Source organism: Pseudomonas persica, assembly GCF_900291015.1.
Lineage (GTDB): Bacteria > Pseudomonadota > Gammaproteobacteria > Pseudomonadales > Pseudomonadaceae > Aquipseudomonas.
This window is the reverse complement of record NZ_OLKL01000025.1, coordinates 42120-64512: the sequence shown is the minus strand read 5'-3', so window position 1 is coordinate 64512 and position 22393 is coordinate 42120. Positions and strand designations below refer to the sequence as shown.

At 64.3% G+C, this 22393-nt stretch carries 10 protein-coding genes; 3 read left to right on the top strand and 7 right to left on the bottom strand.

The features are described 5' to 3' along the window. The first annotated feature begins 42 nt into the window (after window positions 1-42). Complete coding sequence (locus FQ664_RS12640) at window positions 43-612, top strand: hypothetical protein (RefSeq protein WP_144172206.1); 570 nt, start codon at window positions 43-45, stop codon at window positions 610-612. Between the two features lie 128 nt (window positions 613-740). Here the strand turns inward: FQ664_RS12640 and FQ664_RS12635 are convergent, their stop codons facing one another. Continuing rightward, on the bottom strand, window positions 741-2417 hold the full coding sequence (locus FQ664_RS12635; protein ID WP_144172205.1) for an MFS transporter: 1677 nt from the start codon (window positions 2415-2417) through the stop codon (window positions 741-743). A 195-nt stretch (window positions 2418-2612) separates the two neighbouring features. Between FQ664_RS12635 and FQ664_RS12630 the strand changes: the two genes are divergently transcribed. Then, entirely contained in the window at window positions 2613-3299 is a 687-nt protein-coding gene (locus FQ664_RS12630) for a helix-turn-helix domain-containing protein (protein WP_144172204.1), read from the top strand. On the opposite strand, the gene FQ664_RS12625 is transcribed toward FQ664_RS12630, so the two are convergent. The 4 genes from FQ664_RS12625 to FQ664_RS12605 all read right to left on the bottom strand — a co-directional run bounded on the left by FQ664_RS12625 (window position 3282) and on the right by FQ664_RS12605 (window position 8611). Then, a complete protein-coding gene (locus tag FQ664_RS12625) occupies window positions 3282-4163 on the bottom strand; it encodes a sterol desaturase family protein (RefSeq protein WP_144172203.1) in 882 nt (293 codons plus the stop codon). The genes FQ664_RS12630 and FQ664_RS12625 overlap by 18 nt on opposite strands. A gap of 216 nt (window positions 4164-4379) precedes the next feature. Beyond that, window positions 4380-4805: a VOC family protein gene (locus FQ664_RS12615; protein ID WP_144172202.1), complete on the bottom strand. Its 426-nt coding sequence runs from the start codon at window positions 4803-4805 to the stop codon at window positions 4380-4382. A gap of 222 nt (window positions 4806-5027) precedes the next feature. Beyond that, window positions 5028-5954, bottom strand: coding sequence for an alpha/beta fold hydrolase (locus FQ664_RS12610; RefSeq protein ID WP_144172201.1), 927 nt, complete (start codon window positions 5952-5954; stop codon window positions 5028-5030). Window positions 5955-6139: 185 nt separating this feature from the next. Continuing rightward, window positions 6140-8611 carry a UvrD-helicase domain-containing protein gene (locus tag FQ664_RS12605; RefSeq protein ID WP_256675929.1) on the bottom strand — a complete coding sequence of 824 codons (2472 nt, stop codon included), beginning with the start codon at window positions 8609-8611 and terminating at the stop codon, window positions 6140-6142. Window positions 8612-8830: 219 nt separating this feature from the next. Between FQ664_RS12605 and FQ664_RS12600 the strand changes: the two genes are divergently transcribed. Further along, on the top strand, window positions 8831-9529 hold the full coding sequence (locus tag FQ664_RS12600; RefSeq protein ID WP_144172200.1) for a pirin family protein: 699 nt from the start codon (window positions 8831-8833) through the stop codon (window positions 9527-9529). A gap of 57 nt (window positions 9530-9586) precedes the next feature. Here FQ664_RS12600 and FQ664_RS12595 read toward each other — a convergent pair whose 3' ends face one another. After that, window positions 9587-10072 carry an isochorismatase family protein gene (locus tag FQ664_RS12595; protein WP_144172199.1) on the bottom strand — a complete coding sequence of 162 codons (486 nt, stop codon included), beginning with the start codon at window positions 10070-10072 and terminating at the stop codon, window positions 9587-9589. A 320-nt stretch (window positions 10073-10392) separates the two neighbouring features. After that, window positions 10393-22095, bottom strand: coding sequence for a peroxidase family protein (locus FQ664_RS12590; RefSeq protein WP_144172198.1), 11703 nt, complete (start codon window positions 22093-22095; stop codon window positions 10393-10395). Window positions 22096-22393 lie beyond the last annotated feature (298 nt).

Below are 22393 nucleotides of genomic sequence, written 5' to 3'. Positions count from 1 at the left end.
TACATTTGCCATTGCCCTCACGCGCACCAACAAGGAAAACAGATGCGCCACGAATTCAGCGAAGTACTCAATGACCTAGTCGACTACTTTCTGCTCGGCGATATCCAGCTGCTCGAGCGCTTCAAGCAGGAACATGAGCTGCCCGACGACCTGGCCCATGCGTTCACCCACGGCGACAGCGGCGACCAGGCCGTGCGCGAAGGTATCGTGCTGCCGCTGGCCGGGGTCGATAACCTGCCCTACCGCATCCTGTTCACCCTGGACAGCCACACCCCGGCCCTGCGCGAACCCGGCAGCCGCCTCAAGCACCGCCGCAATGGCTATGTGCTGCAGGTCGAGCACGGTGCGCTGATGCTGTACACCTGGCGCATCCTGCAGCACTTCACGCCCAAGACACTCGGTGACCTGATGGCGCGCTACCAGGTGCCGGGGCGGCCAATCATCGAGCTGGACAATGGCTGGTATGACGTGGAGGTGCTGGCAGGTGCGCTGGTGCGGGACAGGCTGTACGAGCCGGCGTTCGAGTTTGTGCTGAAAAAGCGCTGGGGCCGGGGCGAGGCTGCCGGGGTGGATACCGGGTATGCCTTTGGGTTGCGTGGGTACTTTGACTGATTGGGTGCCTGTGCAGGCCCTTTCGCGGGTTAACCCGCTCCCACAGGTTCCCCGCTGCCCTCAGGTGCAGTGATATCCCTGTGGGAGCGGGTTTACCCGCGAAGAGGCCAGTCCTGCCTATTTCAATCTCAAGTGTGGTTGATATCCCGGTCCTTGGTCTCCGGCAGGAAGAATATACCCAGCACTGCCGTCATCGCGGCAATCACGATCGGGTACCACAAGCCGTAATAGATATCCCCGGTCGCCGCCACCATGGCAAACGCCACGGTCGGCAGGAAGCCGCCAAACCAGCCGTTGCCGATGTGGTAAGGCAGCGACATCGAGGTGTAGCGGATACGCGCCGGGAACAGCTCCACCAGCCAGGCGGCGATCGGCCCGTAGACCATGGTCACATAGACCACCAGCAGGGTCAGCAGCAGCAGCACCATCGGGTAGTGGATCTTCGCCGGGTCGGCTTTCTCCGGGTAGCCCGCCTCTTTCAACGCCCCGCTCAGGGTCGCGGTAAAGGCGTCGCTCTGCGCCTTGAAGTCCGCTGCCGCCAGGCTGCTGCCATCAAAGCTTGGCAAGACCCGTTCACCAATACGGATCTGCGCCACGCTGCCAGCTTCGGCCGCTTCGTTGGTATAGGGTATGGCCCGCTTGGCCAGCAGGCTCTTGGCAATATCGCAGGAGCTGGTGAATTTGGCCTTGCCCACCGGGTCGAACTGGAACGCGCACTGCCCAGGGTCGGCCATCACCACCACCGGGTTCTGCTCCTGGGCGACGAACACGTCCGGGTTGCCGTACTGGGTCAGTGCCTTGAAGATCGGGAAGTAGGTCAGTGCGGCGATGATGCAACCGGCCATGATGATTTTCTTGCGGCCGATGCGGTCGGACAGGCTGCCGAAGAAGATGAAGAATGGCGTGCCGATCAGCAGCGAACCGGCGATCAGCAGGTTGGCGGTTTGCGGCTCGATCTTGAGCATCTGCAACAGGAAGAACAGCGCATAGAACTGCCCGGTGTACCACACCACAGCCTGGCCGGCGGTACCGCCGAGCAGCGACATGATCACCACCTTGAGGTTGTCCCAGCGGGCAAACGATTCGGTCAACGGCGCCTTGGACGCCTTGCCTTCAGCCTTCATCTTCATGAACACCGGCGATTCGTTGAGCTGCATGCGGATGTACACCGAAATCGCCAGCAGCAGGATCGACAGCAGGAACGGCACTCGCCAGCCCCAGGCCTCGAACACCTCGTTACCCATGGCGGTGCGGCAGGCCATGATCACCAGCAGCGAGAGGAACAGCCCCAGGGTAGCGGTGGTCTGGATCCAGGCGGTGAAAAAGCCGCGTCGGCCCTTGGGGGCATGTTCGGCCACGTAGGTGGCCGCGCCGCCGTACTCGCCACCCAATGCCAGGCCCTGCAGCAGGCGCAGGGTAATGAGGATGATCGGCGCAGCCACGCCGATCGTGGTGTAGCTGGGTAGCAGGCCCACCACGGCGGTGGACAGGCCCATGATGACGATGGTGATGAGGAAGGTGTACTTGCGCCCGATCATGTCGCCCAGGCGGCCGAACACGATGGCGCCGAATGGCCGCACGGCTAAGCCGGCGGCAAAAGCCAGCAAGGCGAAGATGAACGAAGTGGTTTCATTGACCCCGGCAAAGAAATGCTTGGCGATGATCGCCGCCAGTGATCCATACAGGTAGAAGTCGTACCATTCGAAGACCGTGCCCAGGGACGAGGCGAAGATGACCTTGCGCTCCTCCCGGGTGATACCGCGTTGGGGCGCGCTGCCCGTGGATGTGCTGTCGAGAACCGCCATGGGGTGCCTCCGTCTTGTCGTTGTGCAGGCCGGGAGCACCTCATACCTGTTTCACCATCGCACCCAGGCCCAGGGGGCTTGCTTTGGTTACGCGAAGCACGACGAGGCAGGCCGCCTCGGATCGCAGCAAGGTTACTGAAGCATAATAGGCTTTGCCGGGATATCCATTCGTCCGGCCACGCGCAAGAGGGCGGCATGAACGACAAGGCAACACAGGGATGGCAAGGCGATATCTGGTTGGCAGGCGATCACTGCCTGCTGCTGGCGACGCTAGGCCGGACCGCCAGCCACGAGCACTACGCGCATCAGGTGTTGATCGGCCTCGGTGCGGATGTCGAGGTTTGCCTCGGCGGGCAGCGCTACAGCGGCCCGCAAATGGTCATTCCGTCGCAGCAACCCCATGCCATTCTCAGCCATGGCGTACCCTGCATTACCCTGTTCGCCGAGCCGCTGGCGTTCGAACTGGCAGACCTTGCCCTGGCCTGCGAGCAGGCCGGCAGCAGCCCCGAGCAACTCGCCGCGAGCCTGCGGCACTGGCCCCGGCGCCTGCTCGACCCGCGCCTGGTGAAAGCGCTCGAACGCATTCGCAGGCTGGACGAGCAAGCCTTGCCGGCCAAGGAACTGGCCAGTACCGCAGCGCTGTCGATCAGCCAGCTGGAGCGCCTGTTCAGCGGCACACTGAAGCTGTCGGTACGGCGCCTGGTACTGTGGCAACGCCTGCGCGTGGCCCTGCAACTGGCGCTGGGCGGCGCCAGCCTGACCGAGGCGGCACTGGTGGCGGGGTTTGCCGACTCGGCGCATTTTACCCGCAGCGTTCGCCGTCAGTTCGGCCTGAGCCCAGGTACTGCATTGCGCCAGTTGCGCCTACGCACGCTCGGCTAGCGCCTGGCGCAGCGCCGCCGGCAATACGGCAGGTGAGTCAGCGTTGCCGTTCACCCAGGGCTCACGCAATTGCGCCAGGTACGCCTGCGGATAGTCCGGCCGGTCGCCGATGCCCATGTCGTCGTCCGCCAGCGCATAGCCCGGCAGGTACAGCGCCGTACCCAGCAAGCGGTCCCAGATCGGGAAGAACAGCGCGAAGTTGACGTCGCCGGTGCTGCCGTACTTCAGGTGATGCAGGCGATGCACCGGTGCCCAGGCGAACACGTGGCGCAAGCCACCGATGCGCATCGCCACGTTGCTGTGCTGCAGCAACAGCTGGATCGACACGCTGAACGCCAGCAGCGTCGCCACCTCGATGGGCAGGCCGAGCAACAGCAACGGCAAGGTTCCGCCCAGGGTTTCGAGCATCTGGTGCACAGGGTGCTTCATCAAGCCATTGAAACCGTACAGACGGGTGACACTGTGGTGCACGGCATGCAGCCGCCACAGTAGTGGGCTGCGGTGGCTGGCGTAGTGCACCAGGGTGATGCCCAGGTCCGCCACGACGATGGCCAACAGCAACTGCAAGGCCAGCGGCCATTGGCCGGGCCACAGGTTGGTTGCCGGAAGCCAGCTGGCCAGCAGCGGGATGGTTGCCACACTGGAGAGGGTCAGGCACTCGTTGACCAGGGCATGGCAAAGGTCACGCCGGCCCTCGCCTCGTGTCTGGTTCCAGGCGGGCTTGTAGGGGATGAGCCGTTCGCAGGCAAAGGACAGCAACACAGCGCTGGCCAGCAGTGGCAGCAGCCATAACGGGCGGGCCGCCAGCGACAGTGCGGCGGCAATGAAACCGAAGAAGAACAGCGGGGCATAAAGTGTGCGCATGGGCGACTCCAGGCAAGTTGGAGCCGCCAGTGTTGGCCCGGGGGCCAGGTGGGCGATTGAACGAACGGCGCATGTGAGGCCACGCGTCCCTTGTAGGAGCACGTCGGTTTCAAGAGCACCTTCAGCGCAAGAACTGCGCCTGCAGCGGCGGCCATTCCAGGGCGAACAGCTTGCCTTGCGCGGTGTCGATCCAGTGCTCGCGGGTGTGCCGGTTACTCATGGCGCCTCCGCTGCCGGTACCGGCCCCTTCAGCTCGACCTGGTTGCCATCCGGGTCGTAACAGTACAGCGACAGCCCCTCGCCTTCCGCGCCATAGCGCTTTTCGGCAGGTTCAACCTTGACCCCCGCAGCTTGCAGGTAGGCCGTCAGTGCCGGCTCGTCGAACGGCTCGATGCGCAGGCAGAAATGGTGCAGGTTGCGCCCCTCGGCCCCCGGCGCAGCCCCACCAGGCAGCCCCAAGGGGCCGTCCAGGGTCACCAGGTCGAGCATCGCCGTGCCGGTGGCCAGGTGGACCATGCCCAGGTCTTCGCGCACACGGCTGACCGTGCAGCCGAGCAGCTCGGTGTAGAAGGCAATGCTGCGCGGCAGGTCGCTGACCCGCAGGACGAGGTGGTCGATGTGCTTGATGGTGAACGGTCGCATGCCGGGACTCCTTGTGGCCGCTGGATTCCTGTAGAGGATCGCCCAGCCCTTTGGGCTGCGCTGTCGTAGAGTGCTCAATTCGCAAGCGATCCACGTACCCTGTGGAGCGGCTTTAGCCGCGAAGAATCCAACGCGGTGCATATGGCACCGGCTGCGCCGGTGTTCGCGGCTAAAGCCCCACAGCCACCTTAGCCCAGGTCCGTATGGCGTGACCAGAATCACCTACTCGTTCACCAACCGTTGCAGCACGCCGCCTTCATGGCGGGCCAGGATGCGCAGCAGTTGGTCGACCAGCGCCCGGTCCGGCGCATCCAGGTGGAAGTGATGCCCGCCCGGGTGCCAGGAGACCTTCGCCTGGCGGGGCAAGGCCGCCTGGCGCCGGGTAAAGGCGTCACCGGTAAAGGCCCCCTGACGGCCGAACAGCAGATACAACGGGCAACGGATCTGGCTGAGCAGGTCGCAGGCTTCGCGCTCGGTCAGCGGCATGGGTTCGGGCAGCACCAGGCGCGGGTCGTGGCGCCAGCAGTAACCCTCGCCCAACTGCAGCAGATCGCGCAGCGCCAGCAGCCGTGCCGCCTCTTCCGACAGCCCGGTGTCCAGGCGCTCGCGGCGTTGCTCCAGGGCCGTGTCCAGGTCCTCGAAGCGGCCGACGTCCGGCTCGGCAAAGCCCTGCAGCTGGCTGCGCTGCACCATGCGTTTGAGCCGGTAGGCCCGGGCCAGGTGTTGCACGCGGTCATCCTCGGCCACCGTGAACGGTGCGCCCATGCCGTCGAGGAAGGTCATGCTGGCGATACCGCTAGTCATGGCCGCCAGCAGCGACGCTACCCCAGTGCCCATGCCATGGGCCAGCACGTGGAATTGCGCCAGGCCCAGGCTGTCGGTCACCGCCAGCATGTCCTCGGCATGTTCCCACAGGTAATAGCCACTGTCGTGGCGGCGATGGTCCGAGCGGCCGTGGCCGACCAGGTCGGGGGCGACCACGAAGCAGCCGTCGAGCATCGGTGCCAGGCGCTCGAACGAGGCGGCGTTGTCCAGCCAGCCATGCAGGGCCAGCACGGGAATGCCGTCTTCCGGCCCCCAGCAACGCACGGCAATTTCAATGCCGTTGAGGTCAAGCAGATGATCCTTGGGTGTCGATGAAGAACGCATGGGTACGCTTCCTGACTGAAGCCTGGTACGACCACACCAGGCCGAATACGCCGCCGGCCCCTTCGATTCCTGTCACCAGCGGCAACCCTTGCGCCGGGCCATGCAAGGCTCCGACACGTTACCTTGGCGCAACGTCAGACACACCACTGGCCCGTCACCGACTGTGACTTAACCGTCACCGACCCTCACTGCCCGCGCAGGTCCTCGAAGAACGCCTGCTTGCCATCCACCTGGCTGGACGCACGCGGCGCCGCTGCAGTTTCACCGTTGGCGGCCTCCACGTGCCAGTAGCAGTGCTGCACCGCACGGGTCACCGCCACGTAGGCCAGGCGCTGCACCTCTTCCTTCTGCGCGGTATCGAACGGCTGGGCATCACCGGCCTTGCCCAACCCGGCCTGGCGGTACACCTGGTTCTTGTAGGGCGAACTGGTCAGGTACTGGCAGTCGCCCAGCATGAACACGGCATCGGCCTGCAAGCCCTTGGCACTGTGGTAGGTCAACTGACGCAACCGGCGTTGCTCGGCCGGCAACGCCGCCTCGGCATGCAGCACGCTTTGCAGGTGGTCGTTCATCAGCGCCCTGTCGCTGCCCTTGCGGTACAGCATCATCACCGTCTCACCACGCTGGTAGTGCTCGATCAGCGTTTCACCGAGGGCGGCCTCGTCACGGTCGAATACCTTGACTGGCGAGCCCGGCAACTCGGCCGCCGGGCCACTGGCGCGGGCTTTCTTGCCGGCAATCGCCGGGGTGCCCTTGACCAGGTGTTCGGCCGCGTCGATCACCTGCTGCTGGCAACGGTAGTTGTCGACCAGCATCACCCGCGTGTTGGCCGGCGACGGGAAAGCCTTGGTGAACTCCATGAAGTACTTGGGCGAACTGCCACGCCAGCCGTAGATCGACTGCCAGTCATCGCCCACGCACAGCAGCGACGAATGCCGGGCATGGCGCCCGGTGTGCATTGCCGGGCCGCGCCGGCGGATCTCGGCGAGGCTGGCGCGCAGCCAGCTGACGATCTGCGGCGACACATCCTGAAACTCGTCGATCATCAGGTGCGCCAGCGGTCGCAGCAACGGGTCGGGCAGCAGTTGCAGGTTTTCCGGGTTGTTCTCGCCGAACAAAGCGAACATGCGGTTGTAGCTCATCACCGGCGGCGACTGGTCCAGCAGGTGCGCCTCCAGGGCCTTCCAGTACAGGGCCAGGGCCTCGAAGAACAGCGCATCGCTGTCGCCGGAGGGGAAGCTCATCGCCGCCACGGCAGTGTTCACGTCCAGGCCCAGGTTCTCGATGAAATTCGCCGCACCGACAAAGGCATCGAGCAGCGGCGCCGGGGCCAGTTCGCCCTTGACCTTGTATTCGAAGCCGGGGCCGGCCACGGCATCACCGGCCAGCGAGGCTGCCAGGCGCCGGGCCATGGCGTAATTGTCGAGCCAGATCAGCGGCCGGTCGCAGAAGGCCTGCAGCAGGGTGCGCTTGACCGCCCATTCGGCGCGCACCGCCAGCTTGGCGCCGGGGCGCTGGTACTGCGCGCTTTCCGCCGGGTCGAAGCCCAGCACCACCAACGGCCCCTGGCCGGCCAGACGGCCATGCACATGAAAGCGGCTGCCACGGATCTGGATCGTCTCACGGCAGGGTTCGATGCCTTTGATCGGCCAGGCGCCAGCGGCGAACCACAGGTCCTCGATCACGTCGCACAGTTCTTCGTCGCGCTGGGCCGCCAACTGGATTACCTGCACGCGCTTCTGCACATCGGGATTATTCGGGTCCAGCGGCTTCAGTTGCAGGGCTTCGCTGCGCAACAGGCCGACCAGCTCGGCAAAACGTGGGCTGTCGCCCAGCAGGGTGCTGTAGCACTGGTTCAGCTGCTGGCGCTGGGCATCGTTCAGGCGCAGGTCGAACGGGTTGCTCTCGGCCTCGGCCTCACGCCCGGCCGGCATCTCGTTGCCCAGTGTTTCGAACGCGCGTACCTGGCCAAAGCCCGGCAGGCTGCGCACCAGCGGCAGGATGCGCGAATGGAAGGTGCGCACCAGCTCGCGCGCCTGCAGCGGTTGCAGGTTGATCTGCCACACGGCGAACACTTGCAGCAGGCGCTTGATGAAGTCCTTGCGCGACTCGCGGGTGAAGGTGACCACGGTCATCGCGTCCAGCTCATAGCCCAGGTAATGGCGCAGCAGCAGGATGCGCAGCACCAGCGAAGTGGATTTGCCCGCCCCGGCCCCGGCCACCACGCAGGTGGACGGCGTGTCGCTGAAAATCAGCTTCCATTGCGCGGCACTGGGTTGGGCCTCGGCGGGCAAGCGCTGGGCGACATCGGCCTTGAAGCGCTTTTTCAGCTCGGCGGTCAGGGGCAGGCGCCAGTCATCGAACAGGTTGTCATCCTGGCCCGGCACGGCGGCGGTGTCGGGGCGGGTATCGCGGATCACCAGCACCTGGCGCCCGGCCTCGTAACCTTCCACCCGCCCGCGCGCGAACCCTTCACGCAGGCCATCGGCATGGCCACTGCGCTGGCCGCTGGCATGGCCGAGGAACCAGGAGTCGCGGTGCTGGGCCTGCAGGCGGGTCAGGCCACGCCCCAGCAGGCGGGCCGCCAGGCGGCGAAACCAGGGCAGTTGGGCAGGAGGGGTAAGGTCGGCGGGGGCCTGGGGTTGCTCGTGGGCCACGGTCACTCCGTTGAAAAACTGAATCAGCGGGCATGTTCGCCGGATCGACAAAAAATCGCCAGCGAATGCTTGCAGATCAGTGGATTAGGCGATGAAGCGGATAAAACACTCCACCGCAACAAATCTATTTTACTGATTGTTTTAAGCCGATATTTACGCTTATTTTAGATGCTTCTTCAGCGCATCATGGCGTCAATCCACTGATTCAAGGAGCACGACATGCTGCAACTGCGACCGTTCGAAAGCCTCGGCCACGCCAACCACGGCTGGCTCGACGCCCACCACCACTTCTCGTTTGCCGAGTACTACGACCCGGCGCGCATGCACTGGGGCAACCTGCGGGTGTGGAACGACGACCTGATCGCTGCCGGCAGCGGCTTCCCGCCGCACCCGCACCGCGACATGGAAATCATCACCTATGTGCGTGAAGGCGCGATCAGCCACCAGGACAGCCTGGGTAACAAAGGCCGTACCGAAGCCGGTGATGTGCAGGTGATGAGTGCCGGTACCGGCATCGTGCACAGCGAGTACAACCTGGAGGACGTCGACACGCGTATTTTCCAGATCTGGATCGTGCCGGAGCGCACTGGTGAAGCACCGCAGTGGGGTACCCGGCCGTTCCCCAAAGGTGAGCGTGGCGAAGGCTTCGTGACCCTGGCCAGCGGCCGCGTGGGCGATGAGGACAGCCTGCAGATCCGTACCGATGCGCGGTTGCTGGCTGCCACCCTGCATGCCGGTGAAACTGCCGAGTACCGCTTCGATGCCGCACGCCGGGGCTACCTGGTGCCGGCCAAGGGGCTGGTGGAGGTCAACGGGCTGCGCACCAAGGCGCGCGATGGTGTGGCGATCGAGCAGGAGCAGGTGCTGCGGGTGACCGCCATCGAGGACAGCGAGATCGTACTGGTGGATGTGGCCTGATGGATCGGGCCAGTGCTGGCCGCCTTGTGCTGCCACCTCGACTGCGGTGACATTGAACTAGCCTTGCGCGGCCAGTTCGGCAAGCACTTCGGCCGAGGTGGTGACCTGGCGGAAGTGCTGCTGCCACAACTGGATCCCCAGCTTGCCCGACCTGTCCAGCGAAGACCCTACCGTCATGTCGGTGACCAGGGTGGGCATCAGACCCGCATCGAACAGGGCGAAACCGGCGGCCAGCACACAGGTTTCGGTCTGCAGCCCGCACACCAGCACGCGCTCCACGCCCAGTTGCCGAATGTAGTCGATGGCCTCGGCGCTCTGCCCGTAGCCATGCTTGACGAACACCTGGTCGGCTTCGATCAGGCTCTCGTCCTCGGCCGCCGGGTGCCAGCCGAGTTGGCGCTCGAACGGCGTGACCTGTTCATCGTGCAACTCGACCGAGGCAATGGTGGGGATGGTGGCCGACAATCGGCGCAGGCCATCGATCAGCCACTCGGGCGGGCTGAAGGTGGACTGGACATCGACGATGAGCAAAACCTGGCGCATGTGCGGATTCCGGGCATGGGCAAAAGACGCGGAGTATAACGCGCTCCATTGTCGGAGCGGGCAAGCCCGTGAAGCAGGCGACGCGCCATATGGCACCGGCTGCGCCGGTGATCGCCGGCAAGCCAGCTCCCACCCCGACCACGTGGACCTCGAACCATGTGCAAACCTGTGGGAGCGGCTTTAGCCGCGAACACCGGCAACGCCGGTGCCATCCACAGCGCGGGCAAGCCCACTCCCACAAGCCCGGGTTGGCACTTGTGGGAGCGGGCTTGCCCGCGAATGGGCCGCAAAGCGGCCCTTGCAGCGTATCTCTCAGGCCCTCAACCTGCCAGGTTGAAGTCCGCTGCAGTCACCGTGGTTGCATCCGCCACCCCCACCAGGCGGATGGAGTCGGTAGCACCGATACTTACCAGCGTATCCGCGCCGTCATCGGCGATGGTAACGTTGGCGGCAAAGGTGGCTGCGGTGATGTTGAAGGCGGTAATATCCAGCAGGTCCTGCCCGCCCGTCACATCACTATCGAAGTTGATGATCAGGTCATTGCCGAAGCCCGCGGCGAACTGGAAGACATCATTGCCGTCAGTGGCCATCATCGTGTCATCGCCCGCGCCGCCGTTGACCGTGTCATCGCCTGCCGCACCGTTGATGAAGTCATTGCCACTACCACCCGACAGAATGTCGTTGCCATCATCGCCGAACAGCGTGTCACTGCCTGCCCCACCGTTGAGGATGTCGTTGCCAAGACCGCCATCCAGGCTGTCGTTGCCGTCGCCGCCGTCCAGAGTATCGTTGCCAATGCCACCCAGCAGCTGGTCGTTGCCGACACCACCGGTGAGGGTGTCATTACCTGAGCCACCGGTGATGACGTTGTCCAGGGCATTACCGGTACCGGTGAAGTTGGCGGCACCGAAGTACCTCAAGTTCTCCAGGTTGTTGCCCAGCGTCCAGCTGGTCAGCGTGGTGCGCACCAGGTCGGTACCACCACCGGCCTGTTCCACGATCACGTCCCCGGCATTGTCGACCACATAGCTGTCGTTGCCGGCACCGCCCACCAACTGGTCGATACCCGCACCACCGTTGAGGAAGTCGTTTCCGGCACCACCGACGATGGTATTGGCCAGGGCATTACCCACACCGATAAAGTTGCCGATGCCGGTAAAGCTCAGGTTCTCCAGGTTAGCGCCCAAGGTGTAGCTTGCCAGGTTGGTCTGCACCAGGTCCAAGCCCCCACCAGCCGACTCGCTGACGGTGTCACCCACGTTATCGACGACATAGGTGTCATTGCCGGCACCGCCTGTCATGGTATCTGAGCCTGCCCCACCGTTTAGGACATCATTGCCCGAACCACTGGTGATGACGTTGTTCAAGCCGTTACCGGTACCCACGAAGTTTGCGGCACCAAAGTAGGTCAAGTTTTCCAGGTTATTGCCCAGCGCCCAGCTGGTCAGCGTCGTACGCACCAGGTCGGTACCAGCCCCTGCCTGTTCCACGATCACGTCCCCGGCATTATCGACCACATAGCTGTCGTTGCCGGCACCGCCCACCAGCAGATCGATACCCGCGCCACCGTTGAGGAAGTCGTTTCCGGCTCCGCCGACGATGGTGTTGGCCAGGCCATTACCTACACCGGTGAAGTTGCCGGTACCGGTAAAGCTCAGGCTCTCCAGGGTGGCCGCGAGAGTGTAGCTCGCCAGGCTGGTGCGCACCAGATCGGAGCCCCCGCCCAACACCTCGACGATGATGTCTGCAGCGTTGTCGACGACAAAGGTGTCATCACCAGCTCCGCCGATCATGGTGTCCGTACCGAGCCCACCGTCGAGTGTGTCGTTACCGGCGTTGCCGATGAGGATGTCATTACCTGAACCACCGGTGATGACGTTGTCCAGGGCATTACCGGTACCGGTGAAGTTGGCGGCACCGAAGTACCTCAAGTTCTCCAGGTTGTTGCCCAGCGTCCAGCTGGTCAGCGTGGTGCGCACCAGGTCGGTACCACCACCGGCCTGTTCCACGATCACGTCCCCGGCATTGTCGACCACATAGCTGTCGTTGCCGGCACCGCCCACCAACTGGTCGATACCCGCACCACCGTTGAGGAAGTCGTTTCCGGCACCACCGACGATGGTATTGGCCAGGGCATTACCCACACCGATAAAGTTGCCGATGCCGGTAAAGCTCAGGTTCTCCAGGTTAGCGCCCAAGGTGTAGCTTGCCAGGTTGGTCTGCACCAGGTCCAAGCCCCCACCAGCCGACTCGCTGACGGTGTCACCCACGTTGTCGACAACGAACGTGTCGTTGCCAGCGCCGCCCGTCATCGCATCTGCACCCAGCCCACCATTAAGCACATCGTTGCCGGCACCGCCGTCGAGGGTGTCGTTGCCTTCACCGCCATCGAGCGTGTCGTCGCCATCACCACCGAACAACTGATCGAATCCGGTCAGGCCAATGAGTGTGTCGTTACCAGCCAGACCAAGCAGGACGTCGTCACCCACGGTGCCGGTCAGGGTATCCGCAGCGGTTGTACCCACCAGCGTCACGCCTGGCACCGCCGGCACCTCCGCCGTCGCTGCAGAGGTCACCGTTTCCTGGGCGCCGAAGCCGTCGGTGTAGCGCACCAGCACGCGCAGCTGGAAATGCCCCTGCGACGGACCTGGGGTGAAGGTAGCAGCAGTCGCACCAGCAATATTGGTAAACGTCGTACCGCTACCTTGCTGCCACTGGAAGCTGAACGCACCCAGCCCGTCCAGGTCGGCAATAGTGCCGGTAAGTGCCGTCAGCGTCTGCCCAAGGGCTGGCGTGGTGTCGCTGATCAGTACGGCACCGGTAGGCGCATCATTGACGTTGGCCACCGGGTCGAGGATGTCGGAAGCGATGCTTTCCTGCACGCCAAAGTCATCCACGTAGCTCACCAGGACCCGCATGTTCTGCCCAACTTGCGCCTGGGTCAGGACAAAGGTGCTGCTGATGGCGCCAGCAATATTGACCCAGCCGAGCCCCCGGTTGGACTGCCACTGGAAGGTGAACTGCGGGTTGCTCAGGCCATCGGCATCGACGATGGTTGCCGTGTTGGCGGTGAGGGTCTGGTTCTGCACCAGCAGCCCGGTCACGGTCGGCCCGGCAGTCGGTGCGCTGTTCGCCGAGGAATCGACGATTTCCAGCGTGCCCTTGGCGTCCTGGTACACCCCGCGTACGCGGATGTTCAGGCCCGCTACATCATCGGTCACCCGGTAGGTGCTGCCGATCGCCCGCGAAACCTCACCGGCGGCGACGAAGGTGATGTCTTCGTACACCCCCGAGCCTGGCAGGGTCTCTACTTGCCAGTAGTACGCCACAGGGCCGTTGATGGCACCGCTCGCGTTGGTGGCGCTGACGTTGTCGGCATCGTGCACCGCCAGGTTGCTCACCCGCAGCAGCTGGCCGCTGACCGATGTATCGTTGCGCAGACCGGTGACTGCGTCGAGGATCGCCAGGTGGCTCGTTGGGCCGGCGTTGACAGCGGTGCCCACGCCGGAGGCCTGGGAGCTGTCGGAGAACTGCAGGCGCTCGATGCCGGTCAGGCGATCGACACCATCCCGCCCGTCCACCAGGTCGGTGACGATCACCGAGTTGCCATCGACCACCACGCTGTAGTCGGTGGCCACGCCCGAGAACACCGCCGTGTCATAGCTGTCGGTGCCGTTGAGGATTTCGCGGACGATCACCAGTTGGCCCGGATTGTAGGTGCCATTGAGCATCAGCGGCACCATCGGCTCCATGCTGTCGTAGCTGGCGATTTCCGGGCCGGTGCCGTCGCTGTTGGCGCGCACGCTGATGCGCACGTTCAGCCACTTGTCACCGTCGAGGATATCGTCACCGCCACGGCCTTCGATCAGATCGCTGCCACTGCCGCCGAGGATGATGTTGCCGCCATCGTAGAACGTCGCCCCGGCAGCCAGCAGGCCGGCCAGGCCGTCGATCAGGCTGATGTTGGTCAGCACGCTGCCGTTGGCACCGTTGGTCGGCAAGGTGGCAGCGGTTTCGCTGTCACCGCGCAGGAAGTCACCATGGGCCGAACCCGACAAGCCTTCCATGATGTCGAAGCGCACCAGCGCGGACGCGCCCGACCCTGGTACCGGCGGCACATCGAAGAAGCGGTCGCTGAAGTCGATGGTCACGCCCTGGGCGAGGTCCTTGAAGGTTGCCCAGTCGTAGCCGGAGCCACCGATGTAGCGATCACCGAAGCCCAGGCTGCCGACCATGATGTCGTCGCCGCCTTCACCGTTGAACTTGTCGTTCTCGTTGCCACCGATGAACACGTCGTGGCCGATGACCGGGTCGTTGCCAAGCGGGTCGAAGTTGTCGCCGGGCGCGCCGTCCGAGGTGCCTTTCTCGATCCAGTCGTCACCTTCGTTACCCATGTCCTGCTCGTTGGCCTTGCTGCCCAGGATAAAGTCGTTGCCCTGGCCGCCGATGGCTTCGGAAGCATCCTCACCGGTGACGATGAAGTCGTTGCCGAAACCGCCGATGATCAGGTTGACGCCGTTACCACCGTGCAGCACATCGTTGCCGTCGCCGCCCTGGATGTTGTCGTCACCACCCATGTCGCTGATGATGTCGTCGCCGGCACCGCCACGCAGCTGGTCGTTGCCGTCGCCACCCTCGATGCGGTCGTTGCCATCATCGCCCCAGACCGTATCGTCGCCCTCGCTGGAGACCAGAATGTCGTCACCGTTGGTGCCACCCAGCACGATGTGCTGATCACCGGCGTAGCGGATGTAGTTGGTGTCCGGGCCTGCGGTCAGCGGGCTGTCGCGGAACACCACCTGCTCGCCGTTTTCGCCCAGTGGGTCGGCATTGCCAAGGCCTTCGTTGAACTGCTTGCTCTGGTCCACTTCCAGGTAGAAGCCTACGTCGGAGAACACCAGGCCCGGCAGGTGGGTGGCCGAGGTGTTGGCCATGATCAGCTTGGCGAACGAGTTGCTTTCCAGCTCGGCGTTCATCGACAGGCCAGCGGTGCGCTCCAGGTAGTAGAAGCGGTCGCCGTCCTGCAGTTTCTCCATCTGGTTCTCGAACACGAAGTTGAAGGTGCTGCCAAGCATGCCACCAAACGGGGTTTTCGCTTCGGCCAGGCCACCGATCCACAGGTCGATGGCATCGACCCCGGTCACTGTCACCGCCCTCAGGTCATCGGCGGTACCCAGCACGCCATCCCTGCCAGGCAAAGTGACGTTGGCGTAGGCGCCAGTGCTGTTGAGGAAGTCCAGGCGATCAGCTGGCGCGCCGTCGCCGCCGAACACCAAGGCCATGGCCGCCGCACGTTTTTCCAGCAACGTGGTGGCCCCGGTGATGGTGCTGTGGGTGCCGTAGGCGGCGATGAAGTTGATCAGCGACTCCGGATGTTTCAGGTGCTGCACCAGGTCGACCCAGCTGGTGTACGGCTTGAGCTGGGTATCGCCGGTTTGCGCGTAAATGTCGCGGCGCACGGCGTTCAGCGATGGGATGCCGACGTCACGGCCACGGGCGATGTTGATCGCCGGCAGGTCCAGCGGCAGGCCGAGCAGGTTGTTGCGCAGCGCCTCGGTGACGAACTCGTCGATTTCGTTACCGGCCTGGCGGGTGACCCCGCGCACGATGGCGCTGGTGGCATCCTCGGGGGTGACACCACTGGCGGCGTACGCCAGCGGGTTGAGGAATGCCGCGATCAGACCCAGTTGCTGGTCGGGGTTGGCACTGTTCGGGTCGCCGATGACGGTGAAGTCGACGTTGAAGCGGTCGACGGTCTCGGTCAGCATCGAGTGGCCGAAGCGGTACACGGTGTGGGCGAACTCGGCCACGATCGACGCATCGAGATCAACGTCGTACACCTGGGTCGGGGCAAAGAACAGGTCGACCCGTGGTTGCACGGTACGGGCGAACTCCTCGAACACCAGGTGCTGGTACTGCATCTCGGTACCGAACTTGGCCGCCTGGAACAAACGCTCGCCATTCCACACCAGCGCGTCGATCTCGGCCTGGTTGGCCGGCAGCGCGGTCAGCGGGTTGAGCAGCCACTCGTTGAGGAACGCCAGGTCGCCCGAGTCGAGCACGGTGTCCTTGGTCTGCGCCACCAGCCGGTTGTGCTCGGCATGGAAGATCGCATGCACGGCGGTCAGGCCGATGTTCTCGTTGACCCGGCCGTCGCCGGCGATGTAGTGGGCATCGAGCAGCTCGTCGTCGTAGGCCAGGTTGGCGCCGGTGTTTGGGTCCACCGGCACAGCATTGCCGGCGACGCTATCGGCATCAGGCGCCAGCACGCCACCGCTGAACACCGGCGCGGCATTATGGGCAATGTCGGCCAGGAACTGGTGGCCAGTGCGCACGGCGTTGGTCAGGCTGATGGGCGCATCGCGGTTGCCTTCGACCAGTTCAGTCACATCGTCAGCTGTACCGGCGATGCCATCGGCGCCATTGTTCACGCGCATCACCACCTGCGGCATGCCGGTAGGCCCGCGCAGGAAGTTGCCGTAGGCGTCGGTTGCCAGCAGCGGCACGTTATCGACGTCGGCATCGGTCAGGTTGATGCCGAGCACGTCGCGGGCCTGAGCCTTGACCACTTTCCAGGTCGCCATGCCTCCGATTGGTATGTCGTCGGCAGTGCCGAACGTGCCATCGGTACCCAGGTCACGGTTGGTGATCAACTCACCGGTCGCGACGGGGCCAGCGTCGGTCATCACGTAGGCACGCAGGAACACCTGGTGCGAGGGGTGCGAGCTGTAGGTCTGGTTCTGGTCCACGAATGGCGAGGTGGTGTTGGTGTGCTCGTGAATGTCGTCGGCATTGCCGAGGATGCCATCCGGCCCAGGCAGGTTGGTGGCACGGGTCACCACCATGAAGTTGGTGAAACCGCCCTCCACGTACAGCGGGTCATCCGGTTGCAGCGGAATGTAGATGGTGCCCGAGCCGCCCTTGGTCACCAGGTCCAGGCCATGATCGAAGAACTGCCCGAAGAAGGTCATCCAGGCGTTGAACGGCGCAGACAGGCCGGCATCGGCGGCGGTGTTTTCGAACAGGTACACGTCATGGTCGTCGGCGGTGCCGAACTGACCGTCCAGGCCCGGGCTGGCGACGATGCGCACGCCGTCCTTGAGCACGTCGTCGTTGCCCACGGCGCCGAAGTTGAGCACGCCGTCCACACCCGGGTCATACGCGGTGGCATAGGCCGCCGGGTTGTTGGAGGTCTGGTCGACGATCAGGTTGCTGATGGTGCGCGGCTGCGAGTCGAACACCGGGCCGCTGGTCTGCTCGTACGACGAGCCCGGAATGGCCGGCGAGCCAGGGCCGAAGAAGCCTGCAGGCGCACCTTCGGCCGGGTTGAACACCGGGTCGGTGACACGCGGGAAGACGTTGTCGGCGGCCCCGAACTCGGTATTGTTGATGCCGTTGAGGTTCAGCAGGTTGTTGTTCGAGCCGTCCACCGTCCGCAGGCCCAGCGGCGCACGAATGTTGGGCAGCAGCGAGAGGATGTCCGCCCCGGCGGCATCGGCCTCGGCGATCTTGATCTGGTCGAGGATGAAGTTGAGGTCGGAGCGCACCATGTGCAGACCGGCACCGCCTGCAGTGGCATCCACCACCGGCGCGGCCGGCGTCGGTACCACAGGCGCGCCTGGCTGCACCACGGCGGTGGGCTGGGAGAACAGTACTTCGGTGGTGCCATGAGCGTCCTGGTAGATCGCCTTGACCCGCAGGCTCAGCCCGGCCAGGTCCGGCGATACCTTGAAGGTGGTGCCGTCGGCACTCTGGAACGCCAGGTCGCCGGCCGGCAGCAGGATGATGTCCTCGAACACACCACTGCCCGGGGTGGCCTCAAACTGCCAGTAGTACGACACCGAACGGTCGGCGAGCGTACCCAACGGGTTGGCGGCGCTGATGTTGTCGGCATCCAGCACATCGGCCACGTTTACCGTAAGGACATCGCCCACGGTGATCGCACCGCCGTTGCCGTCAGTAATGGCCGGGCTGCCGGTGGGCTGCGCGTTCAGCCCCTCCACCAGCACGCGCTGGCCGTCGGAGAACTGCAGGCGTTCGATGTGCAACAGCGTATCGACGCCATCGCGGCCGTCCACGGTATCGGTCACCGTCCACACATCGTCGCTGGTATCGGCGGTGCCACGGGTGTTCTGGGTGACCACATACTCGTTCTGCAAGCCGGAGAACACGGCCGTGTCGAAGGCCGCGCCACCGGTCGAAGTGCCAGGCAGGATTTCCCTCACGGCCTTCAGCTGGCCTGGGTTGTAGGTGCGGTCGAGCATGAACGGAATCATGTCGACCATGCTGTCGAAGCTGGCGATTTCAGGGCCGGTGTGGTTGACGTCTTCCGGTGCATACACGGCGATGCGCACGTTGAGCCACTTGTCGCCGTCGATCAGGTCATCGCCGCCACGGCCTTCGATCAGGTCGCTACCGTTGCCACCGAGCATGATGTTGCCGGTGGCAAAGCCGGTGGTCGGCAACCCGGCGTCAGCCAGGAACTGTTGCAGGCCGCGGATCAGCGCGACGTTGGTCAAGGCGCTGCCGGTGGCACCGCCATGGTTAAGGATGGTCACGGCATCGACATTGTCGCCCTTGAGCACATCGGCGAAGTTCGAACCGGACACGCCCTCGACCTCGGCGAAGCGGTCGAGGATGGAAGCCGGCGAGGCGCCGACCGGGTTGAACACGCCAGCGTTCTGGTTCGGTGCGTTGCCATGGGGCTGAGCCAGGGCGGCCAGGGTCAGGTCGACGGTGACGCCAACTTTGTCATTCTTGTTGGTAATCCAGTCGAAACCGGACATGCCTTCCATCTTGTCCTGGGCGTCACTGCCAACAAAGATGTCGTCGCCGCCCTCGCCGATCATTTCGTCGAAGCCACCGCCACCGACAAAGATGTCGTTACCGATCACTTCGTCACCCAGCAGCGGCGCAAAGTTGTCGCCGGGCGCACCGTCCTGGGTGCCCCTCTCGATCCAGTCATCGCCCTCGTTGCCGGTGGGTGGCAGGTTGGTCTTGGCGCCAAGGATGAAGTCGTCGCCCTGGCCGCCGAAGGTGGTGCTGATGTCTTCGGTGGTGATGATGAAGTCCTGGCCGTTGCCACCCAGGATCAGGTTGCCGCCCACCAGCATGCTGCCGGCGACGATCACGTCGTTGCCGTCGTTGCCTTCCAGACGGTTGTCGCCGAACGAGTCGGTGATGATGTCGTCACCGGCGCCACCCAGCACTGCATCGTTGCCGGCGCCACCTTCCAGGGTGTCGTTGCCGCCATCACCATACACCGAATCGTCGCCCTCGCCGGAGATGATGATGTCATCGGCAGCGGTACCGCCCAGTACCACATGGTCTTCACCGGTGTAGTGCAGGTAATTGGTGTCGGTGCCCACGGTATCCGGGTTATCGCGGATAACCAGCGGTACGATCTCCACCCCGTTGATTTCGATCCCGCCTGTCGGGTCGGCCCGGCCATCGGCGCCCAGCCCGGTGAACTGGTTGGCCTGGTTCACTTCAAGGGTGAAGGTCGGCGTGAGGAACACAGTGTTGGACAGGTGGGTCACGTCGGAGTTGAGCATGATCAGCTTGGCGAAGGAGTTGTTCTCCAGTTCGGTGCCGAAGTTCATGCCCGCCGTGCGCGCCAGGTAGTAGAACCGGTCGCCGTTCTGCAGGGCTTCCAGCTGGGTTTCGAAGACGAAGTTGAAGGTGGAGCCGAGCATGCCGCCGAATGGCATTTTCTGCTCGGCCAGGCCGCCGACCCAGAAGTCGATATCATCGACGCCGGTCACGGTCACACCGCTGATGTCGTCGGCGGTGCCGGCGATGCCGTCCGCACCGGCCAGCGTCACGTTGACGTAGGCACCGGTGCCGTTGAGGAAGTCCAGGCGATCGGCTGGCGCACCGTCACCGCCAAGCACCAGCGCCACGGCAGCGGCACGTTTTTCGGCTTCGGTGGTGGCCCCGGTGATGGTGCTGTGGGTGCCGTAGGCAGCGATGAAGTTGATCAATGACGCCGGGTGCTTGAGGTGATCGGCAAAGTCGGCCCAGCTGATGTACGGCTTGAGCTGGCTGTCGCCAGTTGCCGCATAGAAATCGCGGCGCGCCTCGTTCAGGGTGGGGATGCCGGTGTCACGGCCACGGGCTATGTTCAGCGCCGGCAGGTCCAGCGGCAGGCCAAGCAGGTTGTTGCGCAGCGCCTCGGTGACGAACTCGTCGATTTCGTTGCCCAGCTGACGGGTGACGCCACGGATGATCGCGCCGGCCGCTTCGTCGGCGGTGGCGCCACTGCCAGCGAAGGCCAGCGGGTTGAGGAAGGCAGCGATCAGGCCGAGCTGCGGGTCGCCATTCACCGTGGCGAACGCCGGGTCGAAGCGGTCGACGGTCTCGGTCAGCATCGAGTGGCCGAAGCGGTAAACCACGTGGGCGAACTCGGCGAGGATGGCCGGGTCGATCGCGGTGTCGTAGCCGTTGGGCGCGAGGAACTCGTCGATCTGCGGCTGGATGGTACGGGCGAACTCTTCGAACACCAGGTGCTGATACTGCATTTCGGTGCCGAACTTGGCGGCCTGGAACAGCCGCTCGCCGTCCCATACCAGCGCGGCGATTTCAGCGGGCGTGGTGGGGATGGCAGCGACATCATCGATCAACCACTGGTTGAGGAACGCCAGGTCGCCTGAGGCCAGCAGGGTGTCTTTGGTCTGCTGCACCAGGCGGTTGTGCTCGGAGTGGAACACATGGTGCACGGCGGTCAGGCCGATGTTCTCGTTCACCCGGCCGTCACCAGCGATGTAGTGAGCGTCAAGCAGTTCGTTGTCGTAGGTCAGGTTGTTGCCACCCGGCCCCACCGGCTGCGCGTTGCCCACGGCGGTGTCGGCGTCGGCCTGCAGTACACCGTCCACCAGCACGGGCGCGGCGTTGTGGGCGATGTCGTCAAGGAAACCATGCCCGGTGCTCACGGCATTGGCCAGGCTGATCGGCGCGTCACGGTTGCCTTCGACCAGCGTGGTGACGTCGTCGGCGGTGCCGGCGATGCCGTCGGCGCCATTGTTCACGCGCATCACCACCTGCGGCATGCCGTTGGGCCCGCGCAGGAAGTTGCCGTAGGGGTCGGTGGCCAGTAGCGGCACGCTGTGCACGTCGGCGTCGGTCAGGTTGATGCCGAGCAGGTCGCGGGCCTGGGCTTTGACCACTGCCCAGGTGGCCATGCCACCGCTTTCGCCACTGCCATCGTCGGCGGTGCCGAAGCGGCCATCAGGGCCCAGGTCACGGTTGGTGATCAGCCGCCCGGTGGTTACCGGGTCGCCTGCGGCGTTGAGCGTGTATTCACGCAGGAATACCTGGTGCGAGGGGTGCGAGCTGTAGGTCTGGCTCTGGTCGACGAACGGCGAAGTGGTGTTGGTCTGGCCATCGTCGGCGGTGCCCACCACGCCATCGGCGCCAGCAGTGCGCACGGCGCGCGGCAGCACCATGAAGTTGGTCGGGCTGTTGGGGTCGAACAGCGGGTCGTCCGGCTGCAACGGGATGAACACGAAGTCGGTACTGCTCTTGGTCACCAGGTCCAGACCATGATCGAAGAACTGCCCAAAGAAGGTCATCCAGGCGTTGAAGCCGGCGGTCAGGCCGACGTCGGGCGAAACGTTGGGGATGAAGAACACTTCCGTGTCGTCAGCGGTGCCAAACACCCCGTCGATGCCGGGGCTTATCACCGGGGCGGCACCGCCATTGGCTTCGACCGCGGCCGGGTTGTTCGCCGTCTGGTCGACGATCAGGTTGCTGATGGTGCGCGGTTGCGAATCAGTGACCGTACCGGTGCCGAGATAGTCGCCGCTGAAGGAAGGACTGAGCAGGCGCAGGAACGCGTTGTCGGAGGCTCCGAACTCGCTCTGACCGGTCACCAGGTTGTTGTAGCTGCCGTCCACGGTACGCAGGCCGAACGGCACCTGACTGTTGGGCAGCAGGTCGATCAGGCTGGCGCCATCGGCGTGGGCTTCGGCGATGAAAATCTGCTGGAGGATGAACTCCAGGTCCGACTTGCTGAAATCTGCCATTTCAATTGCCCTCGATCTGTCCGGAGATGACACAGGGCAACAGGGTCCTTCCCGCGCCCAGTCAGTGTTGACGTGCGCAGATACTGGTTCGGTGTTCCAGTCGCAGTGGGCACAAACCTCTTGTGCTGGCCCCACTGGCCTTCTCATTCGCAAGCCGGCCCCCGCTGTCCGGGGCCTTGTTAAGCATGCGATACAGCTGTAACGCACATGCATCGACCCCAGCTTGCACAGGGCCCGAATACTTCAGACTAAAGTCGCAGGCGAAAAGCTTGTCAATATTTCGTCGAAAAAATCGTCA

Coding starts and splice junctions, on each gene's coding strand:
- FQ664_RS12640 (WP_144172206.1), top strand. CDS start 43: ATGCGCCACGAATTCAGCGAAGTACTCAATGACCTAGTCGACTACTTT.
- FQ664_RS12635 (WP_144172205.1), bottom strand. CDS start 2,417: ATGGCGGTTCTCGACAGCACATCCACGGGCAGCGCGCCCCAACGCGGT.
- FQ664_RS12630 (WP_144172204.1), top strand. CDS start 2,613: ATGAACGACAAGGCAACACAGGGATGGCAAGGCGATATCTGGTTGGCA.
- FQ664_RS12625 (WP_144172203.1), bottom strand. CDS start 4,163: ATGCGCACACTTTATGCCCCGCTGTTCTTCTTCGGTTTCATTGCCGCC.
- FQ664_RS12615 (WP_144172202.1), bottom strand. CDS start 4,805: ATGCGACCGTTCACCATCAAGCACATCGACCACCTCGTCCTGCGGGTC.
- FQ664_RS12610 (WP_144172201.1), bottom strand. CDS start 5,954: ATGCGTTCTTCATCGACACCCAAGGATCATCTGCTTGACCTCAACGGC.
- FQ664_RS12600 (WP_144172200.1), top strand. CDS start 8,831: ATGCTGCAACTGCGACCGTTCGAAAGCCTCGGCCACGCCAACCACGGC.
- FQ664_RS12595 (WP_144172199.1), bottom strand. CDS start 10,072: ATGCGCCAGGTTTTGCTCATCGTCGATGTCCAGTCCACCTTCAGCCCG.
- FQ664_RS12590 (WP_144172198.1), bottom strand. CDS start 22,095: ATGGCAGATTTCAGCAAGTCGGACCTGGAGTTCATCCTCCAGCAGATT.